This is a genomic window from Martinezella tropici, assembly GCF_008370325.1.
Classification (GTDB): Bacteria; Pseudomonadota; Alphaproteobacteria; order Rhizobiales; family Rhizobiaceae; genus Rhizobium; species Rhizobium tropici_B.
In genome coordinates, this window is sequence record NZ_VNIP01000010.1 from 228,698 (window position 1) to 252,990 (window position 24,293).

At 60.1% G+C, this 24,293-nt stretch carries 25 protein-coding genes; 15 read left to right on the forward strand and 10 right to left on the reverse strand.

The genetic code is table 11. The features are described from left to right. Positions 1-486 (forward strand): MarR family winged helix-turn-helix transcriptional regulator, encoded by a 486-nt coding sequence (locus FP026_RS19935; RefSeq protein WP_149636343.1) that lies wholly within the window; start codon positions 1-3, stop codon positions 484-486. Here the strand turns inward: FP026_RS19935 and FP026_RS19940 are convergent. Beyond that, positions 480-1,679, reverse strand: a complete 1,200-nt coding sequence (locus FP026_RS19940) for a low temperature requirement protein A (protein WP_149636344.1) — start codon at positions 1,677-1,679, stop codon at positions 480-482. The genes FP026_RS19935 and FP026_RS19940 overlap by 7 nt on opposite strands. A gap of 33 nt (positions 1,680-1,712) precedes the next feature. Continuing rightward, complete coding sequence (locus tag FP026_RS19945) at positions 1,713-2,087, reverse strand: gamma-butyrobetaine hydroxylase-like domain-containing protein (RefSeq protein ID WP_149636345.1); 375 nt, start codon at positions 2,085-2,087, stop codon at positions 1,713-1,715. Positions 2,088-2,280: 193 nt separating this feature from the next. Between FP026_RS19945 and moaA the strand changes: the two genes are divergently transcribed. Beyond that, a complete protein-coding gene (gene moaA / locus FP026_RS19950; protein ID WP_432444138.1) occupies positions 2,281-3,270 on the forward strand; it encodes a GTP 3',8-cyclase MoaA in 990 nt (329 codons plus the stop codon). Between the two features lie 21 nt (positions 3,271-3,291). Next, a complete protein-coding gene (locus tag FP026_RS19955; RefSeq protein ID WP_149636347.1) occupies positions 3,292-4,044 on the forward strand; it encodes an MBL fold metallo-hydrolase in 753 nt (250 codons plus the stop codon). Between the two features lie 101 nt (positions 4,045-4,145). Here the strand turns inward: FP026_RS19955 and FP026_RS19960 are convergent, their stop codons facing one another. Continuing rightward, complete coding sequence (locus FP026_RS19960; RefSeq protein ID WP_149636348.1) at positions 4,146-6,695, reverse strand: methyl-accepting chemotaxis protein; 2,550 nt, start codon at positions 6,693-6,695, stop codon at positions 4,146-4,148. 335 nt (positions 6,696-7,030) lie between these two features. Between FP026_RS19960 and FP026_RS19965 the strand changes: the two genes are divergently transcribed. Genes FP026_RS19965 through mobB form a run of 3 tightly spaced genes read left to right on the forward strand, consistent with a single transcriptional unit; the run spans position 7,031 to position 9,130 of the window. Beyond that, entirely contained in the window at positions 7,031-7,942 is a 912-nt protein-coding gene (locus tag FP026_RS19965; RefSeq protein WP_149636349.1) for a DMT family transporter, read from the forward strand. Between the two features lie 10 nt (positions 7,943-7,952). Then, entirely contained in the window at positions 7,953-8,603 is a 651-nt protein-coding gene (gene mobA / locus FP026_RS19970; RefSeq protein WP_149636350.1) for a molybdenum cofactor guanylyltransferase MobA, read from the forward strand. After that, entirely contained in the window at positions 8,600-9,130 is a 531-nt protein-coding gene (mobB, locus tag FP026_RS19975; RefSeq protein ID WP_149636351.1) for a molybdopterin-guanine dinucleotide biosynthesis protein B, read from the forward strand. Before mobA ends, mobB begins: the two co-directional genes overlap by 4 nt. A gap of 50 nt (positions 9,131-9,180) precedes the next feature. Here the strand turns inward: mobB and FP026_RS19980 are convergent, their stop codons facing one another. Further along, the gene (locus FP026_RS19980) at positions 9,181-11,655 is read right to left on the reverse strand and encodes an OmpA family protein (protein WP_149636352.1); all 2,475 of its coding nucleotides are present in this window, start codon (positions 11,653-11,655) and stop codon (positions 9,181-9,183) included. Between the two features lie 480 nt (positions 11,656-12,135). On the opposite strand from FP026_RS19980, the gene FP026_RS19985 reads away from it, so the two are divergent. From FP026_RS19985 to FP026_RS20000, 4 genes are all read left to right on the forward strand, one after another. Further along, a complete protein-coding gene (locus FP026_RS19985) occupies positions 12,136-12,918 on the forward strand; it encodes a lysine/arginine/ornithine ABC transporter substrate-binding protein (protein WP_149636353.1) in 783 nt (260 codons plus the stop codon). 118 nt (positions 12,919-13,036) lie between these two features. After that, a complete protein-coding gene (locus tag FP026_RS19990; protein ID WP_149636354.1) occupies positions 13,037-13,840 on the forward strand; it encodes an ABC transporter permease in 804 nt (267 codons plus the stop codon). Next, positions 13,837-14,667, forward strand: a complete 831-nt coding sequence (locus FP026_RS19995; RefSeq protein WP_149636355.1) for an ABC transporter permease — start codon at positions 13,837-13,839, stop codon at positions 14,665-14,667. Before FP026_RS19990 ends, FP026_RS19995 begins: the two co-directional genes overlap by 4 nt. A 185-nt stretch (positions 14,668-14,852) precedes the next feature. Next, on the forward strand, positions 14,853-15,119 hold the full coding sequence (locus FP026_RS20000) for an usg protein (RefSeq protein WP_120664213.1): 267 nt from the start codon (positions 14,853-14,855) through the stop codon (positions 15,117-15,119). A gap of 45 nt (positions 15,120-15,164) precedes the next feature. On the opposite strand, the gene FP026_RS20005 is transcribed toward FP026_RS20000, so the two are convergent. Then, on the reverse strand, positions 15,165-15,890 hold the full coding sequence (locus FP026_RS20005) for a DUF2270 domain-containing protein (RefSeq protein WP_149636356.1): 726 nt from the start codon (positions 15,888-15,890) through the stop codon (positions 15,165-15,167). Positions 15,891-16,036: 146 nt separating this feature from the next. Here FP026_RS20005 and FP026_RS20010 point away from each other — a divergent pair, with 146 nt between their 5' ends. From FP026_RS20010 to FP026_RS20025, 4 genes are all read left to right on the forward strand, one after another. Further along, entirely contained in the window at positions 16,037-16,861 is an 825-nt protein-coding gene (locus FP026_RS20010) for a methyltransferase domain-containing protein (protein ID WP_149636357.1), read from the forward strand. Positions 16,862-16,989: 128 nt separating this feature from the next. Next, positions 16,990-17,682 carry a glutathione S-transferase family protein gene (locus FP026_RS20015; RefSeq protein ID WP_149636358.1) on the forward strand — a complete coding sequence of 231 codons (693 nt, stop codon included), beginning with the start codon at positions 16,990-16,992 and terminating at the stop codon, positions 17,680-17,682. After that, positions 17,675-18,019: an ArsR/SmtB family transcription factor gene (locus tag FP026_RS20020; RefSeq protein ID WP_149636359.1), complete on the forward strand. Its 345-nt coding sequence runs from the start codon at positions 17,675-17,677 to the stop codon at positions 18,017-18,019. Before FP026_RS20015 ends, FP026_RS20020 begins: the two co-directional genes overlap by 8 nt. Further along, the gene (locus FP026_RS20025; protein WP_149636360.1) at positions 18,016-18,492 is read left to right on the forward strand and encodes an SRPBCC family protein; all 477 of its coding nucleotides are present in this window, start codon (positions 18,016-18,018) and stop codon (positions 18,490-18,492) included. The genes FP026_RS20020 and FP026_RS20025 overlap by 4 nt, the downstream gene beginning before the upstream one ends. Before the next feature lie 91 nt (positions 18,493-18,583). Here FP026_RS20025 and FP026_RS20030 read toward each other — a convergent pair whose 3' ends face one another. From FP026_RS20030 to FP026_RS20045, 4 genes are all read right to left on the reverse strand, one after another. Beyond that, positions 18,584-19,375: an ATP-binding cassette domain-containing protein gene (locus tag FP026_RS20030; protein WP_149636361.1), complete on the reverse strand. Its 792-nt coding sequence runs from the start codon at positions 19,373-19,375 to the stop codon at positions 18,584-18,586. 10 nt (positions 19,376-19,385) lie between these two features. After that, positions 19,386-20,222, reverse strand: a complete 837-nt coding sequence (gene ssuC / locus FP026_RS20035) for an aliphatic sulfonate ABC transporter permease SsuC (RefSeq protein WP_149636362.1) — start codon at positions 20,220-20,222, stop codon at positions 19,386-19,388. Between the two features lie 24 nt (positions 20,223-20,246). Then, positions 20,247-21,422, reverse strand: coding sequence for an FMNH2-dependent alkanesulfonate monooxygenase (ssuD, locus tag FP026_RS20040; protein ID WP_149636363.1), 1,176 nt, complete (start codon positions 21,420-21,422; stop codon positions 20,247-20,249). A 194-nt stretch (positions 21,423-21,616) separates the two neighbouring features. After that, the gene (locus tag FP026_RS20045; RefSeq protein ID WP_149636364.1) at positions 21,617-22,582 is read right to left on the reverse strand and encodes an aliphatic sulfonate ABC transporter substrate-binding protein; all 966 of its coding nucleotides are present in this window, start codon (positions 22,580-22,582) and stop codon (positions 21,617-21,619) included. 243 nt (positions 22,583-22,825) lie between these two features. Between FP026_RS20045 and FP026_RS20050 the strand changes: the two genes are divergently transcribed. Then, a complete protein-coding gene (locus FP026_RS20050; RefSeq protein WP_281408606.1) occupies positions 22,826-23,719 on the forward strand; it encodes an NAD(P)-dependent oxidoreductase in 894 nt (297 codons plus the stop codon). A gap of 57 nt (positions 23,720-23,776) precedes the next feature. Here the strand turns inward: FP026_RS20050 and FP026_RS20055 are convergent, their stop codons facing one another. Then, a complete protein-coding gene (locus tag FP026_RS20055) occupies positions 23,777-24,265 on the reverse strand; it encodes an Lrp/AsnC family transcriptional regulator (RefSeq protein WP_069613098.1) in 489 nt (162 codons plus the stop codon). Positions 24,266-24,293 lie beyond the last annotated feature (28 nt).

Consider the following 24,293-nt stretch of genomic DNA (forward strand, 5'->3'; position numbering starts at 1 on the left):
ATGAACAAAAATCAACTCCTTCCCTGGGACCATCCGCGTTTTCGAAGCTGGATCGCCGTGGCGCGCGCCTGCCAATTGATGCAGCAATCGCTCGCACGGGCCCTTGCCCATCTCGACATCAAGCCGCCGCATCTCGACATTCTCGTCAACCTGTTTCGTTTCGAAGGGATTTCGCAGCAGGAACTTGCCCGCAAGCTGCTGGTCGGCCGCTCCAATATGAGCATGCTTCTGCCACAGATGGAAAATCGCGGGCTGATCGAACGCCGAGGCGACAAGCAAGACAAGCGCGTGCTGCGCCTCTATCTGACCGAAGAGGGCCGGCGTGTCACGGAAGAAGCCATGACCATACAAACCGCCCTCATCGACCGGATGCTCTCAGACGCGCCGATCGAACAATGCGAAGCCATTGCAGTGCATATGGAGCGGATCGTCGGCCTTCTGATGCAGGAAGAACGGCAACCGCTGGAACCCGCCGGCGATCAGTGATCTCCGGCCGATCGCGCCGAGGGGACGACCCGGTTGAGAGATGCGAACTCCCAGATCGCCACGACGATAAGCACGGCCGTGGCGAGAATGCCGAGCTGGTAGACCACGACCATCGGCAGGGTGAGAAGCAGCAGCGCCAATCCGACGAGACCCGCTATATGCGACAATGGCGGCCGGCCGGTGGTCGCACCCTTGAACCACAAATTTCCGATCAGAAACACGGCCGGGCCGCCGAGGATGGCGGCTGCGGCATGCATGTCGGCCTGCTCATGCGGATGCGCGAACAGGAATTCGTCGCCGACGACGCTAAGGATAATGCCGGCGAGAATAGGAATATGCGCATAGGTAAAAGCCTGTCGCGCGAGGCTTCCAGGCGTGTCGTCATGCTCGATACGGTGAGCCGCCCTTTCATGGCCGAACTGAAAGTAGATCCACCAAAGAGCGACCGTGCCGACGAAAGCCGTAATGAAAACAACCACGATCAGCGGCGTGACCGGCTGCTCGGCAAAGGTCTTGCCGGCCTGCAGCACCGCCTCGCCGAGGCAGATGATGATGAACAGGGCGCAGCGTTCTGCGAGATGCGCACCCGACACGTCCCAATCCGCGGTCGTCGACTTGCCGAGACCGGGCACCCGAAACCCGAGCGCAGGCGCCGAATACTCGATAATGAGAGCGATCAGCCAAAATATGACCCGAGTCTCGCCTTCCAGCAGGGCGCCGGAAATCCAGAATATGCCGGATAGGACGAGCCAACTGGTGATGCGCAGGAAATTGCGATGATTGGCCGTGCTGACGTTCTTCAAAGCATAGACAGTGAACAATGACCGACCGACCTGCATGAAGACATAGGCGCCGGCAAAATAAATGGCCTTCTCGCCGAAAGCCTCAGGGATCGCAGCGGAGAGGATAAGCCCCGCAAACATCAGCGTGAACAGCATGATGCGCACCGGCATCCGATCCGGATCCAGCCAGTTCGTCACCCATGCCGTGAAAACCCAGACCCACCATACCGCGAAGATCAGCATGATGGCTTCCAGCGCGCCGATCGGCGTGAAATGCTCGGCCAGTGAATGTGCAAGCTGCGAAATCGAAAAAACGAAAACCAGATCAAAAAACAGCTCGACGAAGGAAACCTTGCTCTCGTTCTTGCTGCCCTTGGCGCGAAGCCAGTTTTCCCTACCCCCAAGGATCATGCCTAGCCCCTCTTTCCTGTGATGGTGATCGCGCTAGTGCGGCCTTCCCGCCGCATCGCGGCTGAGACCCTTTTCCTTCAATTCGGCCTCATAAGCCGCGAAAAGCTCACTGCCCTTCTCGCCGAGTTCTCGTAGATAGGTCCAGGTAAAGATGCCCGTATCGTGCATGTCGTCGAAGCCGATGCGCACGGCGTAGTTGCCGGTCGGCGTCATGGACATGATGCCGACATTGCGTTTGCCGGGCACGGTGACTTTCTGCCCCGGTCCATGCCCCTGCACCTCGGCGGAGGGCGACAGCACCCGCAGCATTTCCGCCGGCAGATCGAAGCTCGCGCCATCGTCGAATGTCACTTTGAGGTGACGGCGGTCCTTCGAGACCCGCAATTCGGTCGGCCAAACGTCGCTCATCGGTTTTTCCATGCCTTTCAGTGTCTTTTCGAGAATTAGGCCGCCGCTCGTTCACGCGCAAGTGTAATCGAGAAGCATTTTCCTTGACGCAACAATCGCCTATGCCCACATTAGACGTCTAATGGAGGCATGAGTGAACAGCATCGTCGGCAGCATAGGCAACGCATCACCGATTCAGGCGGATGCGGCCCCCATGATCGACCCTTTCGGGCGCGCCGTCACCTATCTGCGCGTTTCCGTCACGGATCGTTGCGATTTTCGCTGTACCTACTGTATGGCCGAGAACATGACCTTCCTGCCCAAGAAGGATCTGCTGACGCTCGAAGAACTCGACCGGCTTTGTTCCGCTTTCATCGCCAAGGGCGTGCGCAAGATCAGGCTCACCGGCGGCGAACCGCTGGTGCGCAAGAACATCATGTTCCTGGTGCGCGAGCTCGGCAAGCACGTCCAAAACGGCGAACTCGATGAACTGACCCTGACGACCAACGGATCGCAGCTCGCCCGCCACGCCGACGAACTCTATGACTGCGGTGTCCGGCGCATCAACGTTTCCCTCGACACGCTCGACCCCGACAAATTCCGCACCATCACGCGCTGGGGAGACTTCTCCAAGGTGATGGAGGGGATCGATGCGGCGCAAAAAGCCGGCCTGAAGATCAAGCTGAATGCCGTTGCGCTCAAGGGCTTCAACGAAGAGGAAATTCCGGAACTGCTGCGGTTCGCCCATGGTCGCGGCATGGACCTTACCGTCATCGAGACGATGCCCATGGGCGAGATCGATGAGGATCGCACCGACCGGTATTTGCCGCTTTCACAGTTGCGCGCCGATCTGGAACGTCAGTTCACCCTAACCGACATTCCCTATAAGACGGGCGGCCCGGCCCGCTATGTCGAGGTTGCTGAAACCGGCGGCCGCCTCGGCTTCATCACGCCGATGACCCATAATTTCTGCGAGAGCTGCAATCGCGTGCGGCTCACCTGCACAGGCACGCTCTATATGTGCCTCGGGCAGAACGATGCGGCCGACTTGCGCACGGCGCTGCGCGCGAGCGAGAGCGACGCGCTCCTCCATGCCGCGATCGACGAGGCGATTACCCGCAAGCCGAAGGGCCACGATTTCATCATCGACCGCACGCACAACCGGCCGGCAGTCGCACGCCACATGAGCGTCACCGGCGGCTAAATCCCACCGAGAACATCAAATATGCAGCTTGAGCTTATTCGCAACGCGACGCTGAAGGTCACCTATGGCGGCCATATTCTGCTGATCGACCCCTATTTCGCGCCACGCCACAGTCTCCCGTCCTTTACCGGACGTTCTCCCAACCCGATGACGGAACTACCGCGCTCGATCGACGACATCCTCGAGGGCGTCGAACTGGTGATCGTCTCGCATCTGCATACCGATCATTTCGATGCTGTGGCGAAAGAGCGCCTGCCGAAATCTCTGCCGATCCTCTGTCAGCCGGGCGACGAGGTGAAAATCCGCGAGGCTGGTTTCGCGGATGTCACGCCCCTTTCCCAATCGACCGTATGGCAGGGAATGACGATCACGCCGCGGCAAGGCAGCCATGGCGTCGGACCGGTCGTGGAGAAAATGGGGCCTGTCATCGGCTTCACCCTGGAGGCTGATGGCGAACCCACCGTCTACTGGGCCGGCGACACGGTGCTCTATCCTCCGGTCGTGGAAACGATCCGCCAGATCTCGCCGGAGATCATCATCACGCATTCCTGCGGCGCGCGCTGGGACGGGGATCTGATCGTCATGGATGACAAGCAGACGCTCGAAGTCAGCCGTCTCGCACCGCAAGCGACTGTCGTCGCGACCCATATGGAAGCGCTCGATCACGCAACCGTCACGCGGCAGGACCTTCGCCAAGCCGCAGACGCTGGCGGTCTCGCCGCCTCCCGGCTGCTGATCCCCGCCGACGGAGATACATTCCATCTCGGCCGCTAATTTGCCGGCAATTCGACCAACGCCATAGAAGACTTGAATAAAAAGCGCCGGACCATGAGCCCGATGCTTTAATTCCCCACGGTCCTTGGACGACGGCAGCTTTAGGCGGCGCGATAGCGCGTATCAGCGCTGCTGTAATTCGCGTAACCTGCCTCGCCCTCGCCCGTCCGGAAGCGGTCGATCTTTTCGGATAGCATGTCGACGCGTTGGCGCAGGCCATGGATCTCGGCATTGTTCTCCTCGACCATGGCCGCGTTCCGCTGCGTGATGAGCTCCACCTCGGACACCGCGCGGGTGACTTCCTCGATACCGGTCGATTGCTCTGTGGTCGCCGACGAAATATCGGCAACAAGCTTCTGGACACCAGTGACATGATCGATGATCTCGGTCAGTGCAGCGCCGGTCTGCTCGACCAGGCGGACACCGTTCTGCACCTGGGAGGAGCTTGCCGAAATCAGGCCCTTGATCTCCTTTGCCGCATTGGCGCAGCGCTGCGCCAATTCGCGCACCTCCTGCGCCACCACGGCAAAGCCGCGACCCGCTTCACCGGCACGGGCAGCTTCGACGCCGGCATTCAGCGCCAGGAGATTGGTCTGGAAGGCGATCTCGTCGATGACGCCGATGATCGTGGCGATCTTTTCTGACGACCGGTTGATCTCGCTCATGGCACCCACGGCCTTGGCGACGACTTCCCCGGATTGCGTGGCATAGGCCTGCGTTTCGTTGACGGAGGTCGCCGTCTGCCGCGCACGGTCGGCAGTCGAGCGCACCACGTCGCTGAGGCGGTGCAGCGCCCGCGAGCTTTCCTCGAGAGCGGCCGCCTGCTGCTCGGTGCGCCGCGCCAGATCGTCGGCCGACATGGCGAGGTTGCCCGTACCGCCCTTGATTTCCTCGGCCGTGTCGCGAACGTCCGTCAGGGTCTCGCGCAGGGCTTCGACCGCATGATTGTAGGTGAAAGCCATTTCCACGAAGTCAGCCGACAGATCTTCGCGCATGCCCTCCTCCAGATTGCCGTCGGCAAGCTTGGCAAGAACATCCGCCAGGGCATTGAGCGCCTGCTTCTGCTCGGCCTCGATGCGGGCGCGCTCAGCGGCGCGGCGGGACGATTCCTCGGCGGAAAGCGCACGCGCGCTCTCCGCTTCTCGCTCAAGCCTGACATTCTCGAGCGCGGCATCACGGAAGACGCTGACGGAGCGCACCATGTCGCCGATCTCGTCACCACGATTGCGCCCGTCGATCGCAACTTCCAGATCGCCGCTTGCAAGGCGCGTCATGATTTCGGTCACGCGCTTCAGCGGGCCGCGCAGGGTTTCCACCAGCATCAGGCCGCCGACGATCGCAAGCAGCGTGCCGACGATCATGGCAATGACCGAGACATTGGCCGAACGCTCGCTGTCTTCCTTGCCGAGTTCCTGCGCCTGGGCGACGAAGCCGCGCAACGAGGTCATGGCGTCGGCCAGCAAGGCGTTGGATTGAACGCGCGTCGCCTTCCAGTCCGTCGCCGTCTGCAGCAGATCGGCCGATCCGTTGGTGAGGCCGTCGATCAGCGGCTTCATGTGGGCGGAAAAATCGCGCATCGTGGCATTCGTCTGGCCAAGTTCCGAGATCCGGGCTGCAACGGTCTGCAGGTCCTTGAGATCGGCAAGCACGGGATCGCGCGAGGCGCCATCGCGGACGTTTTCCATGCGCGACGCGTGCAGCGCCAGGCGATCGACGATACCGAGCGCCTGATCCACATGGTCCAGAAGCTCCTTCTGGCCGTCGATGATCTTGTCCAGGCTGACGAAGCGATCGGCCGCCGTGTCGCTGTTCTTGGCCGATTGCAAGGTCATCTCGCCTTCGATCTTCACAAAGCTCTGCAGGACCGGGCCCATCGCCTCGACCTTCTGGTCTGGCGTGTCTGACCCCTTCAACACCGCATCAAGCTTGTCGGCGGCATCTGAAGCGTTCGCGACGAGCGCGGTGCCGCGCTTGGATACGAGAGCCTTTGAAACCTTTACCTGCTTTAGAATGGCATCGGCATAGGTGCGCGCATCCGAAATCTCTTCGGTGGAATCGGCAGCCATCTGCACCTGGATGCGCAGATTGCTCATCTTCTCCGACAGCCCCTTATAGGCGGCGGCATCGTAAAGCAGTTCCTTGGCGAAGGTTTCCTTGTCACTGAAATCCTTGCGGATAATGTCGATCTGTTTGCCGGCGGCCTTGGCCGTCGCTTCGATGTTTTGCACCGCCTTCTGGATGGCGCCGACATCGCTGTCCTGCTTCTGCCTGATAGCCCAGAGCGTGGCCTGCTGCGAACGCATCTTGGCGGCAAGCTCGCTGACCGGAACGATCTTGGCGCGCTGGTCGCCGCTCAGCAATCCGCTCAGCCGGTGCACGCCCTGCTCCTGGGCATCGATCTTCGCCGCCAGCCCCTGGCGCGTTTCCTCCGAAGGCGAAGCGGTGAACTCCTGCAAGGCGGCCTGCAGGTTTTCGAAGTCGCTGATATTTTCAATCGTCGCGCGCGTCACGGTCATGTGGCCGTTCAGAATATTGGCCGTGTGATAGCCGGCCAGACCGACGCCGGCGATGAGGACCACCAGAGGCACCACGAAAATGAGGACCTTGGTGACAATCCGACGGCCTTGCAGAAGACGATCAATGAAAAACATGCGGCGCCTCAACTGGATTATAAAAATATCCGGCGAAGGCGGGATCGTCATTCCTGCTGCGCTGCGGTAAGTGCTTCTGCCTCATGCAAAACCGCAGCGAGCGTCGGAAAATAAGATTGAATAAGAATTAATCGCCCGCTTAAAAGCCGTTGTATCGGCAAAAAATCTGCAACCGCTGTATCATTCCGCGACCACGGGCCGAAAAAGCTGCATTCCATGCGCAACGATTCTACCGCAACGCACAATCGAATTCGGCCGTCGCAAGCGGACAATCGATTCCAATTTGCGGAAAACAGCGCTAATCCAGAGTAGATATCGGGGGACTCATCTATCTTATGCGACTGACCAAGAATACCCAGGGCGCGCTCTTCATGGCGGCATCCATGGCCGCTTTTTGCTGTGGCGATGCGCTGTCCAAAACGGTTATCGCCACGATGAATGCCGGCGAGATCATCTTCATCCGTGGCCTGTTCACCAGCTTTTTCGTCTATCTGCTGGCTCGCAAGATGGGCTCCCTGCGCTCTTGGAAGGTGATATTGCAGCCGATGATCGCGCTGCGCATCGCCTGCGAGGCAATCGCTGCCGCGACCTACATCACCGCTCTTGGGATGATGCCCATCGCCAATGCCGCCGCCATCCAGCAGGCCGTGCCGCTGGCGGTTACCCTCGGCGCGATGATCTTTCTCAAGGAGCCCGTGGGATGGAGGCGGTGGACGGCGATAGGCGTCGGCTTCATGGGTGTGCTGATCATCATCCGGCCTGGTCCGGAGGGTTTCACCACGGCTGCGTTGCTCGTCATCGCCTGCATGTTTGCCACCGCCGCCCGCGATCTGGCGACGCGCTGCATCGACAAAGAGGTGCCGTCGCTGATGATCACCTTCTGCACCGCAATTTCCATATCCGTCTTCGGCGCCTTGTGCATCGTTCCATTCGGGGGATGGCAGCCGGTGAGCACGACGTCGTTGATGCAGATCCTGTTGGCCTCCGTTCTCGTGCTGATCGGCTATCAGGCGGTGATCCTGGCGATGCGCACCGGCGAAATCTCCTTCGTCGCACCGTTCCGCTATCTGAGCCTCATCTGGTCTGCCTTGCTCGGTTTGATTATCTTCGACGAGGTGCCGGATAGCTGGTCCATCTTCGGCGCGGTGATTGTCATCGCTTCCGGCATCTATACCTTCTATCGGGAAAGCAAACGACGCGGTGTCGATCCCGTCGCGCAGGAATCAGAACCGCGCGTCCCGGCCTGAGGTCCCGATCATGTCCAGTTTCATCGCGAACGCAGAGGATATTCCGGTCGTCCTTCTAGCCGGAGGCCGGTCGAGCCGCATGGGCGCGAACAAAGCCTTCGCTCTGCTTGGCGGCGAAAGCCTGATCAGCCGCATCTCCTCGCGGATTGCGCAGTGCCAAAGCAAGCCAATCGCCTTGAATGCGGACGCCGATTGGCCCGACACCATGGGGATACGGCTGGTACCGGACAAAATTGCTGGCAAACTCGGCCCTCTCGCCGGCGTACTTGCCGCGATGCAGGATACGGCACGCAACTATCCACAGGCTTCGCATGTCGCCACGATCCCGATAGATAGCCCCTTCTTCCCGCTCGATCTCATCGCGCAGCTTGCCTATGCCGTCGAGCGTCCCGATGAGATTGCGATTGCCGCATCCCTCGGACAGGACCATCCGGTTTTCGGCCTCTGGCCGGTTTCTGCTGCTACCGATCTGGAAACATGGATTGTTTCGGACGACAAGCGGCGCGTCAGGGATTTCCTCGCGCGCCACAGGGTCCGGCGGGTAGAATTTCCTGTAGTCGAAACGCGGATTGGTCCGCTCGACCCTTTCTTCAACATCAATACGCCCGCGGAGCTGCTCGAAGCGGAGACATGGCTGGCGGCGTTGGAAGGCGCATCATGACCAAATCCCGACCGAAGATTTTCGGCATTGCCGGCTGGAAGAATTCCGGCAAGACCGGTCTTGCCGTGCGTCTGGTCACGGAATTCACCCGGCGAGGCTATCGGATTTCGACGATCAAGCATGCGCATCATGATTTCGATATCGACAAGGTCGGCGCCGACAGTTTCCGCCATCGCGAAGCGGGCGCGCACGAAGTTACCATCGTTTCCGGCACCCGCTATGCCATCATGCATGAATTGCGCGGCGACCCGGAGCCGAGCTTCGAAGACATATTGGCGCGCCTCGCCCCTTGTGACCTCGTGTTGATCGAGGGCTACAAGCGAGAGCCCATCCCGAAGATCGAAGCGCGCCGCCTGGAAGCTGCCAAGCGCGAGCCGCTTGCCCCGCAGGATCCCCATATCGTCGCCATTGCCGCCGATCACTCGGTGGGAGACGCCGGCTCGCTCTCCGTTTTCGATCTCGACGATACCCTCGCGATCGCCGATTTCATTGCCGCCATCGTCGGCCTCGGCAAACCTGCAAAATAAAGGGGCCGCCGGTCTCCCGGCGGCCCCTTGGCGTAGATGTAGGCTAGTGCTTACCGATTGGAGGCAACCGGGCGCACCAGCGGCGTGATGCGGCGGATGGTGACGCGGCGGTTTTCCTGCGACGGTCCAAGCGTATTCACCTTGAGATATTGCTCGCCATATCCCTGGGTGACCAGGTTCGCTGCCGGAATGCCATAGACATCCGTCAGAACATTGGCGACCGATTCCGCACGACGGTCGGAGAGGATCAGGTTGCTCTCCGCCGAGCCCACGGCATCCGTATGACCCTCGATCAGGAAGGTTTCGGTCGGATCGCGCTTGACGATTTTCGATATGCCGTCGGCCACGCCGCGCAGCGTGCTCGCCTGGGTCATCGGAATATCGGCGCTCCCCGTCGCAAAGGTGATCGTATCAAGGTCGATGCGGCGGATCTTGTCGCGGATACGAGCCGAATAGCGGACTTCGTTGACCGAATAGATACGCTCGACCGGCTCGACCGGCGGTTCGCGCAGGAAGTCGTAATAGTCCGCATCACGGTTTGACGCGGTGTCGATGATGTACTGGCTCAAGGGGATGAGCAGGCGCATCGGCGGCAGATCGTCGCCCGGGTCGCGGAAATAATCGTCATTGTCAGGGCGATCTTCCAGTTCCGGCGAGTAGAACAGCACATATTCGCGGCCGCTGGCATCGATACGCGAGCGCTGGACGATGTCGCCGTAGCGATTGCGTATCGTCACGACGCGATCGCCGTCGGGCTGATCGATCGTCTCGCGATAGCGGTCCCGCTGCAGCTGTTCGTAGATCGGCCGTTCGCCGCCACGGACGAAGCGGTCGGTATCGTCGTGACGGACGACATAGGTGTTGTCGACATTCACGACCGTACGGTTGTCCTGATTGATGATGGTCTGGTACGTCGTACCCTGCGGCGGGGCAAAATCCGGTCGGCGATCGATCCGGCGGCCCTGTTCGCTGGTCACAGCCTCCATCTTGATCGGCGGCTGCGGCTGACCGCCTGCCGCCGCGCGTTGCGCCTCGGCGTCGGAAGTCGGTGGCTTGGTGTAAGCCGGTGGCGGCTGCTGGGCCGGAGCATTCTGCACCTGCCCGTTCGGCTGGACCTGTCCGCCCTGGGTGCCAGGCGCAGCAGGGTTCTGTCCGTTGTTCAAATGCTCGCCCCGACGAACCGCGCCTTTCTGGCTGTCCAGAACCGCACTGCCGTTTTCAACCGGCAGAATGACGGGGCCGGTGGCGGAAGCCGGGTTTTCCGCGATCTTCTTGCGGCGCTCCAGCTCCTGCGGCGAGACCTGCTCGGCCGGTGGCAGCTGGATTTCGCCGGCCTGCTGGCCGGTGCCATTGGCCGGTGCCGGCGTTGCACTGCCCTGAGCCGGCGCCTCGGCGCCGTTCGTCGGCTGCTGCTTGCCGGGCAGCGGCGCTACCTGGTTGCCGGTCTGTGTTGGCTGTCCCTGTGGCTCGCCCTTCTGGGCCGGCTGTTGCGGATTGGCGCTAGGCTGCTCGCCCTGCTGCTGGTTTTGCGGCTGCTTGCCATGGGTTTTGTCGCCGCCCTGCTTCTGCCCCTGCTGGGCGCCTGGCGTTACCACCGTTCCGGGCTGAGCTTCAGGCTGGGCCTGCGTACCGGGCTGCGCCTCTGTCCCCGGCTGGGCCTTGTGACCCTGCGAAGGTTCGCCCGCGGGCGCCGGTTGCTGTTCGGTTGGCTGCTTCGCGGGGTTTCCAGCTTGGCCCTGCTGCTTGGGATGAGCGTTTTGCTCCGGCTGCGCCTGCTTTCCAGGCTGGGCTTCCTGGCTCTGCGGCTGCTGGGCGGTGGGAGCCTCCTTCTGGGCCGGCGCCGGCTGCTCCTTCAGCTCGGGCTTGGCTTTCGGCTGCGCTTCCTCGGCGGGCTGCTGCTGCTTGATCTTCGGCTGCGGAGCTTCGGCCGGTTGCTCTGCCTGGGGCTGCTTCGCCTTCGGCTTGGGCTGCTTGACTTCCGGCTCCGCTTCAGGGGCCGCGGCCTTTGGCTGCGGCTTGGCTTCGGGTTGAGCCTGAAGCTCCTCCGCCGGCTGCTGGCGCTGCTTCTTCGGCTCCGGCTGGGCCTCTGCGGCCGGCTGGCGCTGAGGCTTCGGCTGCTCCTGCTCCGCGGGCTGCTGACGCTCCGCCTTCGGCGGCTGAGCTTCCGGCTGCACCTTCGGCGCCTTCTGCTGCGGCTCGGCCTCAGGCGCGGCCTGCTTCATCTGATGTTGCTGCTGTCCACCGCCCTGCTCTGCCGGTTCGCCGTGATGCTTTTGGCCCTGCGGCTCACCTTCACCGCCCTCGGCGGGCTTCTTGCGCTTGAGCTGCGGCTCTTCCTCCGGCTGGGCGGCCGGAGCCTCCTGCTGCGCAACTTCGAAACTCGAATTGGCGGCAGCCGTAATACCGTTGTTTAGCGGCGCGATGGGCTGTTCGCGAAACGCCGCAGCCGCCGCCGGCTCGAATGCGAGCGATAGCGAGAGCAGCGGAAACGCGGCGCTGGCAAATAGTCTGGATCGCTTTCCCATATGGGGTCTCCTCTTATGATCTTTGTCCGCCGAACTGCGAATCTCAGCAGGCATGCCGATGCCTCAAGATCCCGGCCGATTTTCGGTTCTGATGAGGCTGAATCGCGGCAGGCCACTATATGTTCCCGAACTATTAGGTAGCCGTAATTAACCCTGGCTGAATGCGCCGGACGGCTTACGTTCAGAATTCTCGCCAGGGCATGATGCCGAAAAGTGAAAGCAGTTTTCAGACGACATCAGGCTCTACCTATTTGTTTCTGGCGCGGTTTCAGATTTAGGTCGTTTCGGCCTAAACCATGCGGCGCTAGCGCATTCGTATCGCCGCGCGATCGCGCGGCAACCACCGTCCTCGTAATTCCAGTTGCATTTTTCGAAAAAAAAGTACGAATATCGCCGCAAGGCAGGCCACGGGCCTGCTCCACTCGAGCCGTCTGCCAATCAACAATAAAGAGCTGCCGGCCGCCAACAGAGAGGGTCAATATGCGCATCTCCACTCGTCTTTTTGCCGCTGCGTCTTTCGCCGTGATGTCGCTTGTCGCCGGTGCGGCGCTTGCCGACGGCGACTCGATCGTGTTCGGCACCGACGCGACCTACCCGCCGTTCGAATCGCTCGACGCCGGTGGCAAGTTCGTCGGCTTCGACATCGATATAACCAATGCGCTTTGCGATCACATGAAGGTCAAGTGCACGTTCGTGAACCAGGATTTCGACGGCATCATCCCGGCCCTGCAGGCCAAGAAGTTCGACGCGATCATCTCGTCCATGTCGATCACGCCCGAGCGCGAGAAGATCGTCGACTTCACCAACAAGATCTACAACACGCCGCCGGCAATCGCCGTTCCGAAGGACTCTGCTCTCAAGGAAACGACCGACGAAGCCCTGAAGGGCAAGACGATCGGCGCACAGTCCTCCACGACGCATGCCAATTACGCCTCCGCCCACCTGAAGGATGCCGAGCTCAAGCTCTATCCGTCGGCTGACGAATACAAGCTCGACCTCAGCAATGGCCGAATCGATGCAGCCATCGATGACGTCGTCGTGCTGTCGGAATGGGTGAAGTCCGACGCAGGCAATTGCTGCAAAATGCTCGGCACGCTGAAAAACGACCCGGTCATCAACGGCGTCGGCGCAGGCATTGCCATCCGCAAGGGCGATACCGCCCTCAAGGACAAGCTGAACGCCGCGATCGTTGCGATCCGCGCTGACGGCACCTACAAGAAGATCCAGGACAAGTATTTCGATTTCGACGTCTACGGCGACTGATCGCCCGTCGATTCCCTGGGAAAAGACGACGGCGGAAGCTTGCCCTTCCGCCGTTTTTGTTTGACAACGAGACGAACATAAGCAGAAACGCGGCAAAAGCCGCTAGGGGAAATGCAGCATGAGCGGATTGTTTTCCGCCCTCGGTTCCGTGTGGACCTGGTTGAGTACGATTTTTGACCCGTTGTGTGGTCCGGCCGGACTATTCACGCTGTTCGGCCAAAATACGATGCTCGCCTGTGGCGACACGGGATGGGGCGATGAGCTTGCCGGTGGCTTGAAGATCACCATTGCCGTCTCCGTCCTGACGCTGCCGCTCGGCATCGTCATCGGGTTCTTCGTCGCGCTGGCGCAGCAATCGGAAGAGAAGCCATTGCGCCTTGCCGCTGGCGTCTTCACGACGATTTTCCGCGGCTTGCCCGAGCTGCTCACGCTGTTCATCATCTACTATGGCTTGCAGATCCTGCTACAATCGCTGCTCGCCAAATTCGGCTATAACGGGCCTGTCGAAATCAATGCCTTCGCCGCGGGCATGGTCGCCTTGGCGATCGTCTTCTCCGCCTATTGCTCGGAAGTGCTTCTGTCCGCCTTCAAGGCGATCCCGAAAGGCCAGTACGAGGCCGGCGATGCACTCGGCTTCCATCGCGTGCGTACCATGCGGTTGATCATCATACCGCAGCTCGTTCGCATCTCGCTGCCGAACCTCGGAAATCTCTGGATGAACCTGCTGAAGGACACATCCTACGTGTCGATCATCGGGCTTGCCGATATCATCAGGCAAACGGGGATCGCCGTGCGCGCCACCAAGGCGCCCTTCACCTTCTATTCGATTGCCTGCCTGTTCTATCTGACGCTGGCCGTCGCCTCCTCGGTCGGCCTCTTCTATCTCGATCGATGGGCCAAACGTGCGGAGGTTCATCGATGAGCCATGCCGAAGTTCTGATAGCTGCGCAGCCGGCGCCGCCCCAGACCACCAGGAAATTATCCAAGGCGCGCATCGTCGGATATTTATTCCTGACACTCTGGGCGATCCTCGGCATCTCCCTCCTCGCGATGATCGTGACAGGCTGGGATGTCGACAAGCTCGCAACCTATGGACCGCGGCTTCTGCACGGTCTGTGGATCACGGTAAAGCTGGTCACCATATCCTTCATCCTCGGCGCGATCCTGTCGATCCCGCTCGCCTTTGCCCGCATGTCGAGCAACAGGGTCCTGAGCACGCTGACCTATTGCTATGTCTATCTGTTTCGCGGCACGCCGCTGCTGGCGCAGATATTCATGGTCTATTACGGCTTTCCGAGCTTCCGCTGGTTCTTCGAGGATATCGGCCTGTGGTGGTTCTTCAAGGACCCCTTCTATTGTGGCGTCTTCGCCATGACGCTGAACACGGCAGCCTATCAGACCGAAATCGTCCGTGGCGCCATCCAGAGCGTGCCGAAAGGCCAGAGGGAAGCATCAAATGCCCTCGGCATCCATACATGGATAGCCTTGCGCAAGATCATCATTCCCCAGGCGCTCATCGTGGCGCTGCGCCCCTACGGCAACGAGATCATCCTGCTGATCAAGAGCTCTGCCACGGTCTCCATCATCACCGTTTACGACTTGATGGGCGAGACGCGCTACGCGTTTTCGCGCACCTATGACTACCAGATCTATCTCTGGGCGGCGATCTTCTATCTGGTGATCGTCGAATTCATGCGCAACGGCTGGGCGCGAATGGAAGGCCGGCTGACCCGGCACCTCAAGCGCTGATTCAGAAAAGCGGCGCGCAAGGCGCCGCCTTTGGCAGCACTCAGCTAGCACCGCTGCTAAACAATTGATTTATAGAAATAATTTTCTTTCATGACAATTTTGTAAAGCTTGAGTTTACCATCGACTGTTTCCATATCTTTGTGACCATGAGTCACAAAGAAAACGGGAACGGAAAGAGAAAGCTCATGCACGAAGACATGCAAAAGCAGTTGCAGGGTTATGGGTTGACGACAGCGCAGATCTTCTACCGCCTGCCCGATCACCCGCAGTTTCTCCAGACCTATATCTGGCAGGACTATGACCTTGCCCCGAACTTCCCTGAAATGCACGGCTTTCTGAAATTCTGGCAGGAAAAGCTGGATGGGCCGTTGCACTCCGTGCGCTATGTCCATCGCAAGCTGATTTCGGCAACCGAATGGCGTGCGGTGAAGGGGGAATTCATCCTGCACTAAGGCAGCAGGATCGCGTAGGCCGCCTCGCAACCGGCCGCACCGCCGTCAGACATGCGCCTCGCCATGGATGAAATCTCCGTCATCCGAGCCGCGATGAAGCGTGCCGTAGAGGACGAAGGCATAAAAGGCGGTGACGAGGATGATGACCACCCCGCCGGGGATCGGTCCGAGCGCCGCGTTGTCGGTAATATAGCTCCATGAATGCGCCATTTCTTGCGTCGCACCGTTCGTCTGGAGTCTCGGCGTCGAAATCTTCAGGATCCATGCGAGGAGTAGGATCGCATACATCCAGCAATAATTGCGCCTTAGCCGCCGCTGCGCCGCCTCGGCGTAACTGAGCAAAAGTCGCGGAGAACGAAGACTAGCCGCGATCGGCAGCGCCCAATCGGAATTCAGTTCGGCTTGCGGCGCCAGGATCTGCGCGAAGTAGTGCCGCTCCAATTGCCGCACTCGCGAGCGATAGACATCGAAGAAGCGATATCGCCGCGCCTCGATCAGCAACAGCAGCGTGATCAGCATCATTCCGAACAGCAATACGCCATGATGCGACGTCGGCGTCGAAAGCGATACGGACAGCAATGCCGCAACCACCGTGATCGCCCAATTCGATGTCCGGTCGATGCGATCGCGCCAGCTCGTCATCCTCCCCAGTTCGCCCCGATAGTAATGGTTCAATGTGTTAGTGACTTCAGCCGACGTCGACGGCAAGGAGGGACGGCCGCGCTCTGCCGGGCTGCTCGTCGGGTTCGGTGTCGTGAGTTCATTATCCATGATTTTTTCCTCCCTTATTCTTCTGTTCGGATAGCGTCCCCCAAGCCGCCTTCGCCGAAGGTCATATTCTGCGCCTGCGCGGCAAGCATTGCAAAAGCCGACCAAGCGCCTTAATGCCTGCGTGACAAAAGGAAGGGCCGGCAATCATGGCAAAGAAGAAGATCGACGAAGATGCGCTGGCGGAAGCCTATAACCAGGCATTGGCGCTGGAAAAGGCGGGCGATATCGACGCTGCGGTTCAGGCCTATGAGCACGTGCTGGCCCTCGACCCGGAAGATCATGGCGGCGCAGCCGTGCGCATCGCTTCCATGGGGCGCGGCGAGACGCCGGTGAAGGCCCCCGATGCCTATGTCGAGACCCTGTTCGATCAGCATGCCGAAGTGTTCGAAGATGTGCTTGTGGAACAGCTCGGCTACCATGTGCCGGTTCTCGTGCGCCAGCGTCTGCAGGCGCTCAGCCTCGGCCCCTTCAAGCGCATGCTCGACCTCGGCTGCGGCACGGGCCTTACGGGCGGCACGCTGCGCGATATCGTCGAGGATATCACCGGCATCGACATTTCCGAAAACATGGTCGAAGTCGCCCATGAAAAGGATATCTACGAAACGCTCTTCGTCGCCGAGGTCGAGGATTTCCTCGACGACAATGATGAAGACGCTTTCGATCTGATTACCGCGACCGATGTCCTGCCCTATCTCGGTGCGCTTGAACCCCTCTTTTTCGGTGCGGCGGAAAACATGACACCGGGCGGTCTTTTCATCTTCTCCTCCGAGACCCTGCCGGAAGCGACTATGGCCGGACGCAGCTATATGGTTGGCCCACACCAGCGTTTCGCCCATTCCGAAGCCTATGTGCGGGAAAGGTTGACCGCGACCGGTTTCGAGCTCGTCGAAATCACCGACATCAATGTCCGCATGGAAGACGGCCAGCCGACGCCGGGCCATCTGGTCATCGCCCGCCGCCTCGCTGATTGAGCCTACAAACGTCATCCAAGAATACTTATCCAAGTGGATAAGTATTTCCTTGCGCGACAATCCGAGAGCTGATACTTAGCCATTCAGTTAAGTATCAGCTCAAACATTGATCTCGGAAAGGTCGTCGCATGGCCCTTATTCTCTATCAGCATCCCCTCGCCTCGTTTTGTCACAAGGTGTTGATGGCGCTTTATGAAAACGGGACGCCGTTCGAAAGCCGCATCATCGATCTCGGCAATGAGGAATCGCGCGCCTCTCTGGTACGCCTCTGGCCTCTCGCCAAGTTTCCGGTGCTGCGCGACGAGATGCTCGACAGCACCGTCCCCGAAACAAGCATCATCATCGAATATCTGGATCGGCATTATCCTGGGCCAACCCCGCTGCTGCCGGCAGATCCGTCGGATGCCCTGTGTGTCCGGCTTTGGGATCGCTTCTTCGACCTCTATGTGCAGGACCCGATGCAGAAAATCGTCGCGGACGTGCGCTGGACAGAGAAGGATCAAAGCCCGCAAACCGTTGCCGAAGCCCAGGCTCTGCTGCGCACTGCCTATGGAATGATCGAGAAGCAGTTGGACGGGAAGATCTGGATCACCGGCGACAGCCTGACCATGGCCGATTGCGCCGCTGCCCCGGCGCTGTTCTACGCCGAAACAGTCGTTCCCTTCGCCGAAGAGCATAGCCGGCTGAAGGCATATTATCGACGCCTCCTCGAGCGCCCGTCTTTCGCCCGCGTCCTCCAGGAAGCCATGCCCTATTTCCATATGTATCCCTGTCGCGAGAAGCTGCCGGCACAATTCCGGCCGGAAAAGCCGGATGCTTGACGAACCACAGGCACTCGACCGCATGTTTCAGGCCCTGTCCGATCAGAGCCGGCGCGGCATGATCGACAGGCTCGGGCGTGGACCGGCCTCCGTCACGGAACTGGCACAGCCGCTCGACATGGCGCTGCCGACCGTGATGAAACATCTGCAGGTGCTGGAAACGAGCGGGCTCGTCCTGTCGGAAAAGGCCGGGCGGGTGCGCACCTATCACCTGCGCAAAGAAGCGCTGGCAGCCGTCGAGCGCTGGATTGCCGAGCGCAAGGCATCCTGGAACAGGACCTTCGACCGGCTCGACCTCTTTCTCGCTAATACATCGACGGAGACGACGGACGAATGAGCATAAGATCGACAGACCATACGACGATCACCATAGAGCGTCATTTCAAGGCGCCTCTGCCGAAAGTCTTCAATGCCTGGGCAATACCGGAGCAGAAGCGGCAATGGTTCGGCTGTCATGAGGATTGGAAGCCGCTGGAGTTCCAGCTCGATTTCCGTGCCGGTGGCAGCGAAAGCAGTCGTGTCGCCTCAACCGAGGGCGTCATTCATGCCTATCAGGCGCGATATATCGACGTCGTCCAGAACGAGCGCTTCATTTATGCCTTCGACATGATGCTCGACGACTTCAGAATTTCTGTTTCGCTGGCCACGGTCAACTTTGCCCCGGAACCCGGCGGCACGAAGATGACTTTTACCGAACAGGTCGTCTTCCTCGACGGCTACAGCGACAATGGCTCGCGACTGATGGGTACGGAAATCGGCTTCGACAATCTCCGGCTCTACGTCGAGGGAGACGACACGAAGCCGAACTAAAGCAATTCCAGGAAAAATGTCTGGCGGTTTTCCGTCCGGAATTGCGTAAAAGATAGAGCGTTCTCGCGATTCGAAGAAAAGCGGAAAAGCTCTAACCGCGCGTGTCACCAAGGATCGCCGCCAAAAGCTGGCCTTCGAGTTCGGCCAGCGCCGGATTGCCGTGGCGGCGCGGATGCGGATAAGGAACGGCGAGATCGAGCACGATCTTGCCCTCGTCCAAGACGACGACGCGATCGGCCAGATGCACCGCCTCGCTGACGTCGTGCGTCACAAGTACTGCGGTGAAGCCGAGTTCACGCCAGACGCGGTTCAGCAATTCCTGCATGCTGATGCGGGTCAGGGCATCCAGCGCGCCGAGAGGCTCGTCGAGCGCAAGCACGCCGGGCTTGCTGACGAGCGCGCGGGCAAGTGCCACGCGCTGCTTCTGGCCGCCGGAAAGGCTGGATGGCCATTCGCCGGCCTTTTCGGCAAGCTGCACCTCGGAGAGAACCGCAGTGGTCTCCTGCCGCAACACATTCTGCGGCACACCCTCGCCAAGACCGACGGCGACATTGTCGGCAACCGAAAGCCAGGGCAACAGGCGTGGTTCCTGAAAGACGATGCGCGTATTGGCTTGCGCTTCGTCGCGGCCGACGGCCTCGAAGCGTAGATGACCGGCGCTCGGCTCCTCCAACCCCATCAGGATGCGCAGCAGCGTGCTCTTGCCGCAGCCGCTCTTGCCGATGATGGCGACGAACTGGCCAGCGGGAATATCGAGATCGATGCCGCGCAGGACGCGATTACTTCCGAAACTCTTCTCCAGTCCCTTGATGTAGATGGCGGCTGCGCCCGCAGTTTGCGGGGCTGCTTCCGCTCGCGGACGATCTATGGCGATGGCACTCATGGCAGGTTCCTCAATTCCGATAGGCCGGATTCCAGCGCAAAGCCTTGCGCTCGATCGTCCGAGCAACGACATCGGCGAGCTTGCCGAGGATCGCGTAGATCACCAGCGTCAGAACGACGACATCGGTCATGCCGAATTCGCGGGCATTGTTGGCCATGTAGCCGATGCCCGACGATGCCGCGATCGATTCAGCCACGATCAGCGTCAGCCACATGATGCCGAGGGCAAAGCGCAGCCCGACGAGGATGGACGGAAGCGCGCCGGGGAAAATGACCTTCCGGAACAACGTCCAGTTGCTCATTCCGTAGACCCGTCCCATTTCGATCAATCCACGGTCGACATTGCGCACGCCGTGATAGGTGTTGAGATAGATCGGAAAGAGCACGCCGAGCGCCGTCAGGAAAAGCTTCGATTCCTCACCGATCCCAAACCAGAGGATGACGAGAGGCACCATGGCGAGATGCGGGATGGTGCGCAGCATCTGCAGCGTTGTATCGGTCAATTGCTCCGAGAGCCGCGATACGCCATTGGCAATGCCGAGCAGGAAGCCAATCGAGCCGCCGACCAATAGGCCTGCGAAAGCGCGGCCGGCGCTGACGAGGATGTTGTTCGGCAGCTGCCCGGAGATCGTGGTCTGCCAGAAGGCGACCACAACTGCCGCCGGTGATGGCATGATGCGGGTGGAGATCCATCCAAACGACGAGCCGAGCTGCCACGCCGCGATGACGACGACTGGCAGCAGGAAGGGCAGAAATCCCTGGATCGAGGCTGATTGCCGCGCGGCCCTGGCCGGGCGTGTGTGGCGTTCCGAGCCTATGCGTACGAAGGATGTGTCGAATGCCGACATGGGAATCTCCCTTCAAGGGTGGCGTTACGAGCCGGAAACAACCTTCAGATTGCCGCCGTGGCTGCCGCCCGCGAATATCTGCTTGGCACCAAATTCGTTGCGGAATCCGGCGCGCTGCTGTTCCTGGCTCAGGCCGAGCTCCGGGAACAGAAGCTCCGCCACACGATAGGCTTCTTCCAGATGCGGATAGCCGGAACCGATCACGGTTTCGATGCCGAGCTCCTGATATTCCCGCAGCCTTGCAGCCACGGTCTTGGGCGACCCCACAAGTGCCGTGCCGGCACCGGCGCGCACCAGCCCGACGCCGGCCCAGAGGTTCGGCGACACTTCGAGCTTGTCGCGGCGGCCGCCATGCAGCGCCGCCATGCGCTTCTGCCCAATGGAGTCGGACTGGTTGACGAATTGCTCCTGTGCTTCGCGGATCGTCTCGTCATCGAGCTTGGAAATCAGTTTCTCGGCTGCTGCCCATGCCTCATCGTCCGTCTCGCGGACGATGAAATGCAGGCGAATGCCGAAACTGACCTCGCGTCCGCGCTTGGCGGCTGCCGCCCGTACCTTTGCAATTTTCTCGGCCACCTGTGCCGGCGGTTCGCCCCAGGTCAGATATTTGTCGACGCGGCCGACGGAGAATTCGATGCCGGCGTCCGAGGAACCGCCGAAATAGAGCGGCGGGCGCGGCGATTGCACCGGCGGCAGGCCGAGCTTTGCATTGGTGGCCGTTATATACTTGCCCTTGAAGGTGGACGACCCCGTTTCCAGAAGCTCCTCCCAGACATGGAAGAATTCATCGGCATGCGCGTAGCGCTCGTCATGCTCCAGGTGGATGCCGTCGCCCGCCAGCTCTGCGGGGCTGCCGCCGACGACGATGTTGAGCAGCACACGGCCATTCGAGACGCGATCGAGCGTCGAGGCCAGACGCGCATAATAGGCCGGAGATGCTGTGCCGGGGCGGATCGCGACCAGGAATTTCAGCTTCTGCGTATGCGCCGAAAGTGCCGCGGCCGTCACGAAGGACTCTTCGCAGGAGACGCCCGTCGGAAGCAACACGCCGGTATAGCCAAGCCGATCGACCGCCTGCGCGATCTGCTGGAGATAGCCAATCTCCGGTCCGCGATTGAGATCGGCCGTACCCAGATAGGTGCCGTCGCCGGAGGTCGGAATAAACCAGAGGAAATCGATGGGTTTTGCGGTCGCGGTCATGAAGCTTTCCTGCTTTCTGGATGCGCGTGGTCGGGAGCCACCTCCCGATGTTCGATCCGGATAGTGGCATAGACTATCGATTATATCGACAATATGGATTTTCTAATCGCCTGTATTTGGCGAAATATTTTTGCTGATAAAGCCCACGCCCGTAGCGTTTCGGGCGCAGGCGATATTCGCGAATCCTGTCAGCCTTAGCTCGCCTTTGGCCGCCAGACGATGTCCGTGACGTTCAGCTTCTTCGGAACGATGCCAAGATTATAGAACTCGTCAGCCAGTCCCTGCTGATAGGTGATCGCCGCATCTGTAATGGTAGAGACACCACCAAGATTCGCACCAGGGCGCGTCAGCACCACCCGCGTCACCTCGGCCGGCACGCCGGTGATTTCGGACATGGCCTTAACGGTGCCGTCCAAATCCGATTGCGCCGCCGCCCCCACCTTGGCCAGTTCGTCGATGACGTCGATAATCACCTGCGGATTATCCTTGGTGAAATCGCCGTTGGCCAGGAAATAGCTGAAGGAATCGACGATGCCCCGCGCAGTCGCAAGGATGCGGGTATCCGGGTCGGCCTCTGCAATGGCGAGATACGGATCCCAGATCGACCAGGCGTCGATCGCGCCTGTCTTGAACGCAGCCGACGCATCCGGCGGCGTGAGATCGAGCGGCTGGATATCGTTGATCGTCAGCCCACCTTTGCGAAGCGCCTTAACGGTGACGTTGTGGGCGCTGGAGCCGCGCTTGAAGGCAACCTTCTTTCCCTTGAGATCGGCAAGCGTCTGGATCGGCGAATCCTTGCGCACGAGAATGGCGGAGCTTTCGGGGCTGCCGGTGTAAAGGCCGACATAGAGCAGATTGCCATTGGCGGCCTGTGCAAACAGCGGCGGCACATCGCCCGTCGCACCGAAATCGAGAGCACCGGCGCCGAGAGCTTCCAGCAGCGGCGGGCCGGATGTGAATTCCGACCATTCAACGGATATGCCGCGATTGGAAAGCCGCTTTTCCAACGCCCCTTGACGCTTTGCCAATGCCAATACGCTGTTTTTCTGCCAGCCGATCCGAAGCGTCGTCGCCGCCGCCCTCGCCGGGCGGAGAGAAGGCAACGCGAAGGCAGCTGCCGTGGCGCCGAGAAGGCCGAGTGTCTGTCTGCGCGAAATCATCGAAGATCCCTTTCGTGAGGCCTTGGCGCTTCCGCGGCATCGGCTCGTTGTCGATGCCTAAAGATCGCAAATCCATAGATTATATCGACAAAGGATATTATGAAGTTTTGCACTAAAATCGAAATAGAATTCCAAATAATTCAAAAATAAGGAATTGAGTTTCAAATCATATGCTATGGTGACAAGTTGCCCGACAAATCGGTCTTCCGTCCCCCTGGCCTTTCCGCTAAGCCTTCGAGGCAAATTCGGTCAGGGAGTTATGAAATGGCAAAGGTCTCGTTCATCGGCATGGGCGTCATGGGCTATCCCATGGCCGGGCATCTCAAGGTCAAGGGCGGGCATGACGTCACCGTCTACAACCGGACCGTTGCCAAGGCCGAGGCATGGGCCAAACAATTTGACGGCAAGTTTGCCCCTACCCCGGCTGAAGCCGCTGAGGGCGCCGACTTCGTCTTCATCTGCGTCGGCAATGACGACGACCTGCGCTCGGTGACGACGGGCGAAAACGGTGTCATTTCCGCCATGAAAGCCGGCTCCATCCTCATCGACAATACGACGGCAAGCGCCGAAGTCGCTCGCGAGCTTTACGCGGCCGCCAAGGAAAAGGGCGTCGACTTCATCGATGCTCCCGTCTCCGGCGGCCAGGCCGGCGCCGAGAATGGTGTTTTGACCGTCATGTGCGGCGGTGACGAAGCCGTCTTCGAGAAGGCGCGTCCGGTGATCGACGCCTACGCCCGCATGGTCGGCCTCATGGGGCCGGTTGGCGCGGGTCAGTTGACCAAGATGATCAACCAGATCTGCATCGCGGGCATCGTTCAAGGCCTGGCCGAAGGTATCCATTTCGGCAAGCAGGCCGGGCTCGATATCGAAAAGGTGGTGGAGGTCATTTCCAAGGGCGCCGCCGGCTCCTGGCAGATGGAGAACCGCCACAAGACCATGAATGCCGGCAAGTATGATTTCGGCTTCGCCGTCGACTGGATGCGCAAGGATCTCGGCATCGTCCTGGAAGAAGCCCGCCGCAACAAAGCCAAACTGCCGCTCACGGCCCTCGTCGACCAGTTTTATGGCGACGTTCAGGCCATGGGAGGCAATCGCTGGGATACCTCTTCGCTGCTCGCGCGCCTGGATAAGAAATAGCAAAACAAAAAGCGCTCAGCCGATGTCGATTTCGGCTGAGCGCTTTGCAAAAATTGCTCAGTCTTCGTTGGACTTCGCATTCTCCAGGAGCATGTAATCCAACGGCAGTTCCGTCGAATACTTGATCTGCTCCATCGCAAAGGCCGAAGAGACATCGCGGATTTCGATCTTGGCGATCATGCGTTTGTAGAAAGCGTCATAGGCGGCGATATCCGGCACGACGACGCGCAACAGATAGTCGACATCGCCGCTCATGCGATAGAATTCGACCACTTCCGGAAAATCGGCGATCACTTCGGAAAAACGCTTCAGCCATTCGATGGAGTGGCTGTTGGTGCGGATGGACACGAAAACCGTGACCTTCGTGTTGACCTTTTCGGGATCGAGCAACGCCACGCGGCGGCGAATGACGCCATCCTCTTCCATCTTCTGGATGCGGCGCCAGCATGGCGTCGTCGACAGACCGACCTTCTTGGCAAGGTCGGCCACGGCCAGAGTGGAATCTTCCTGCAGAAGGCGCAGGATTTTGCGGTCTAGGCGGTCCATTTAAGCATCCCTTCGAATTATATTCTCT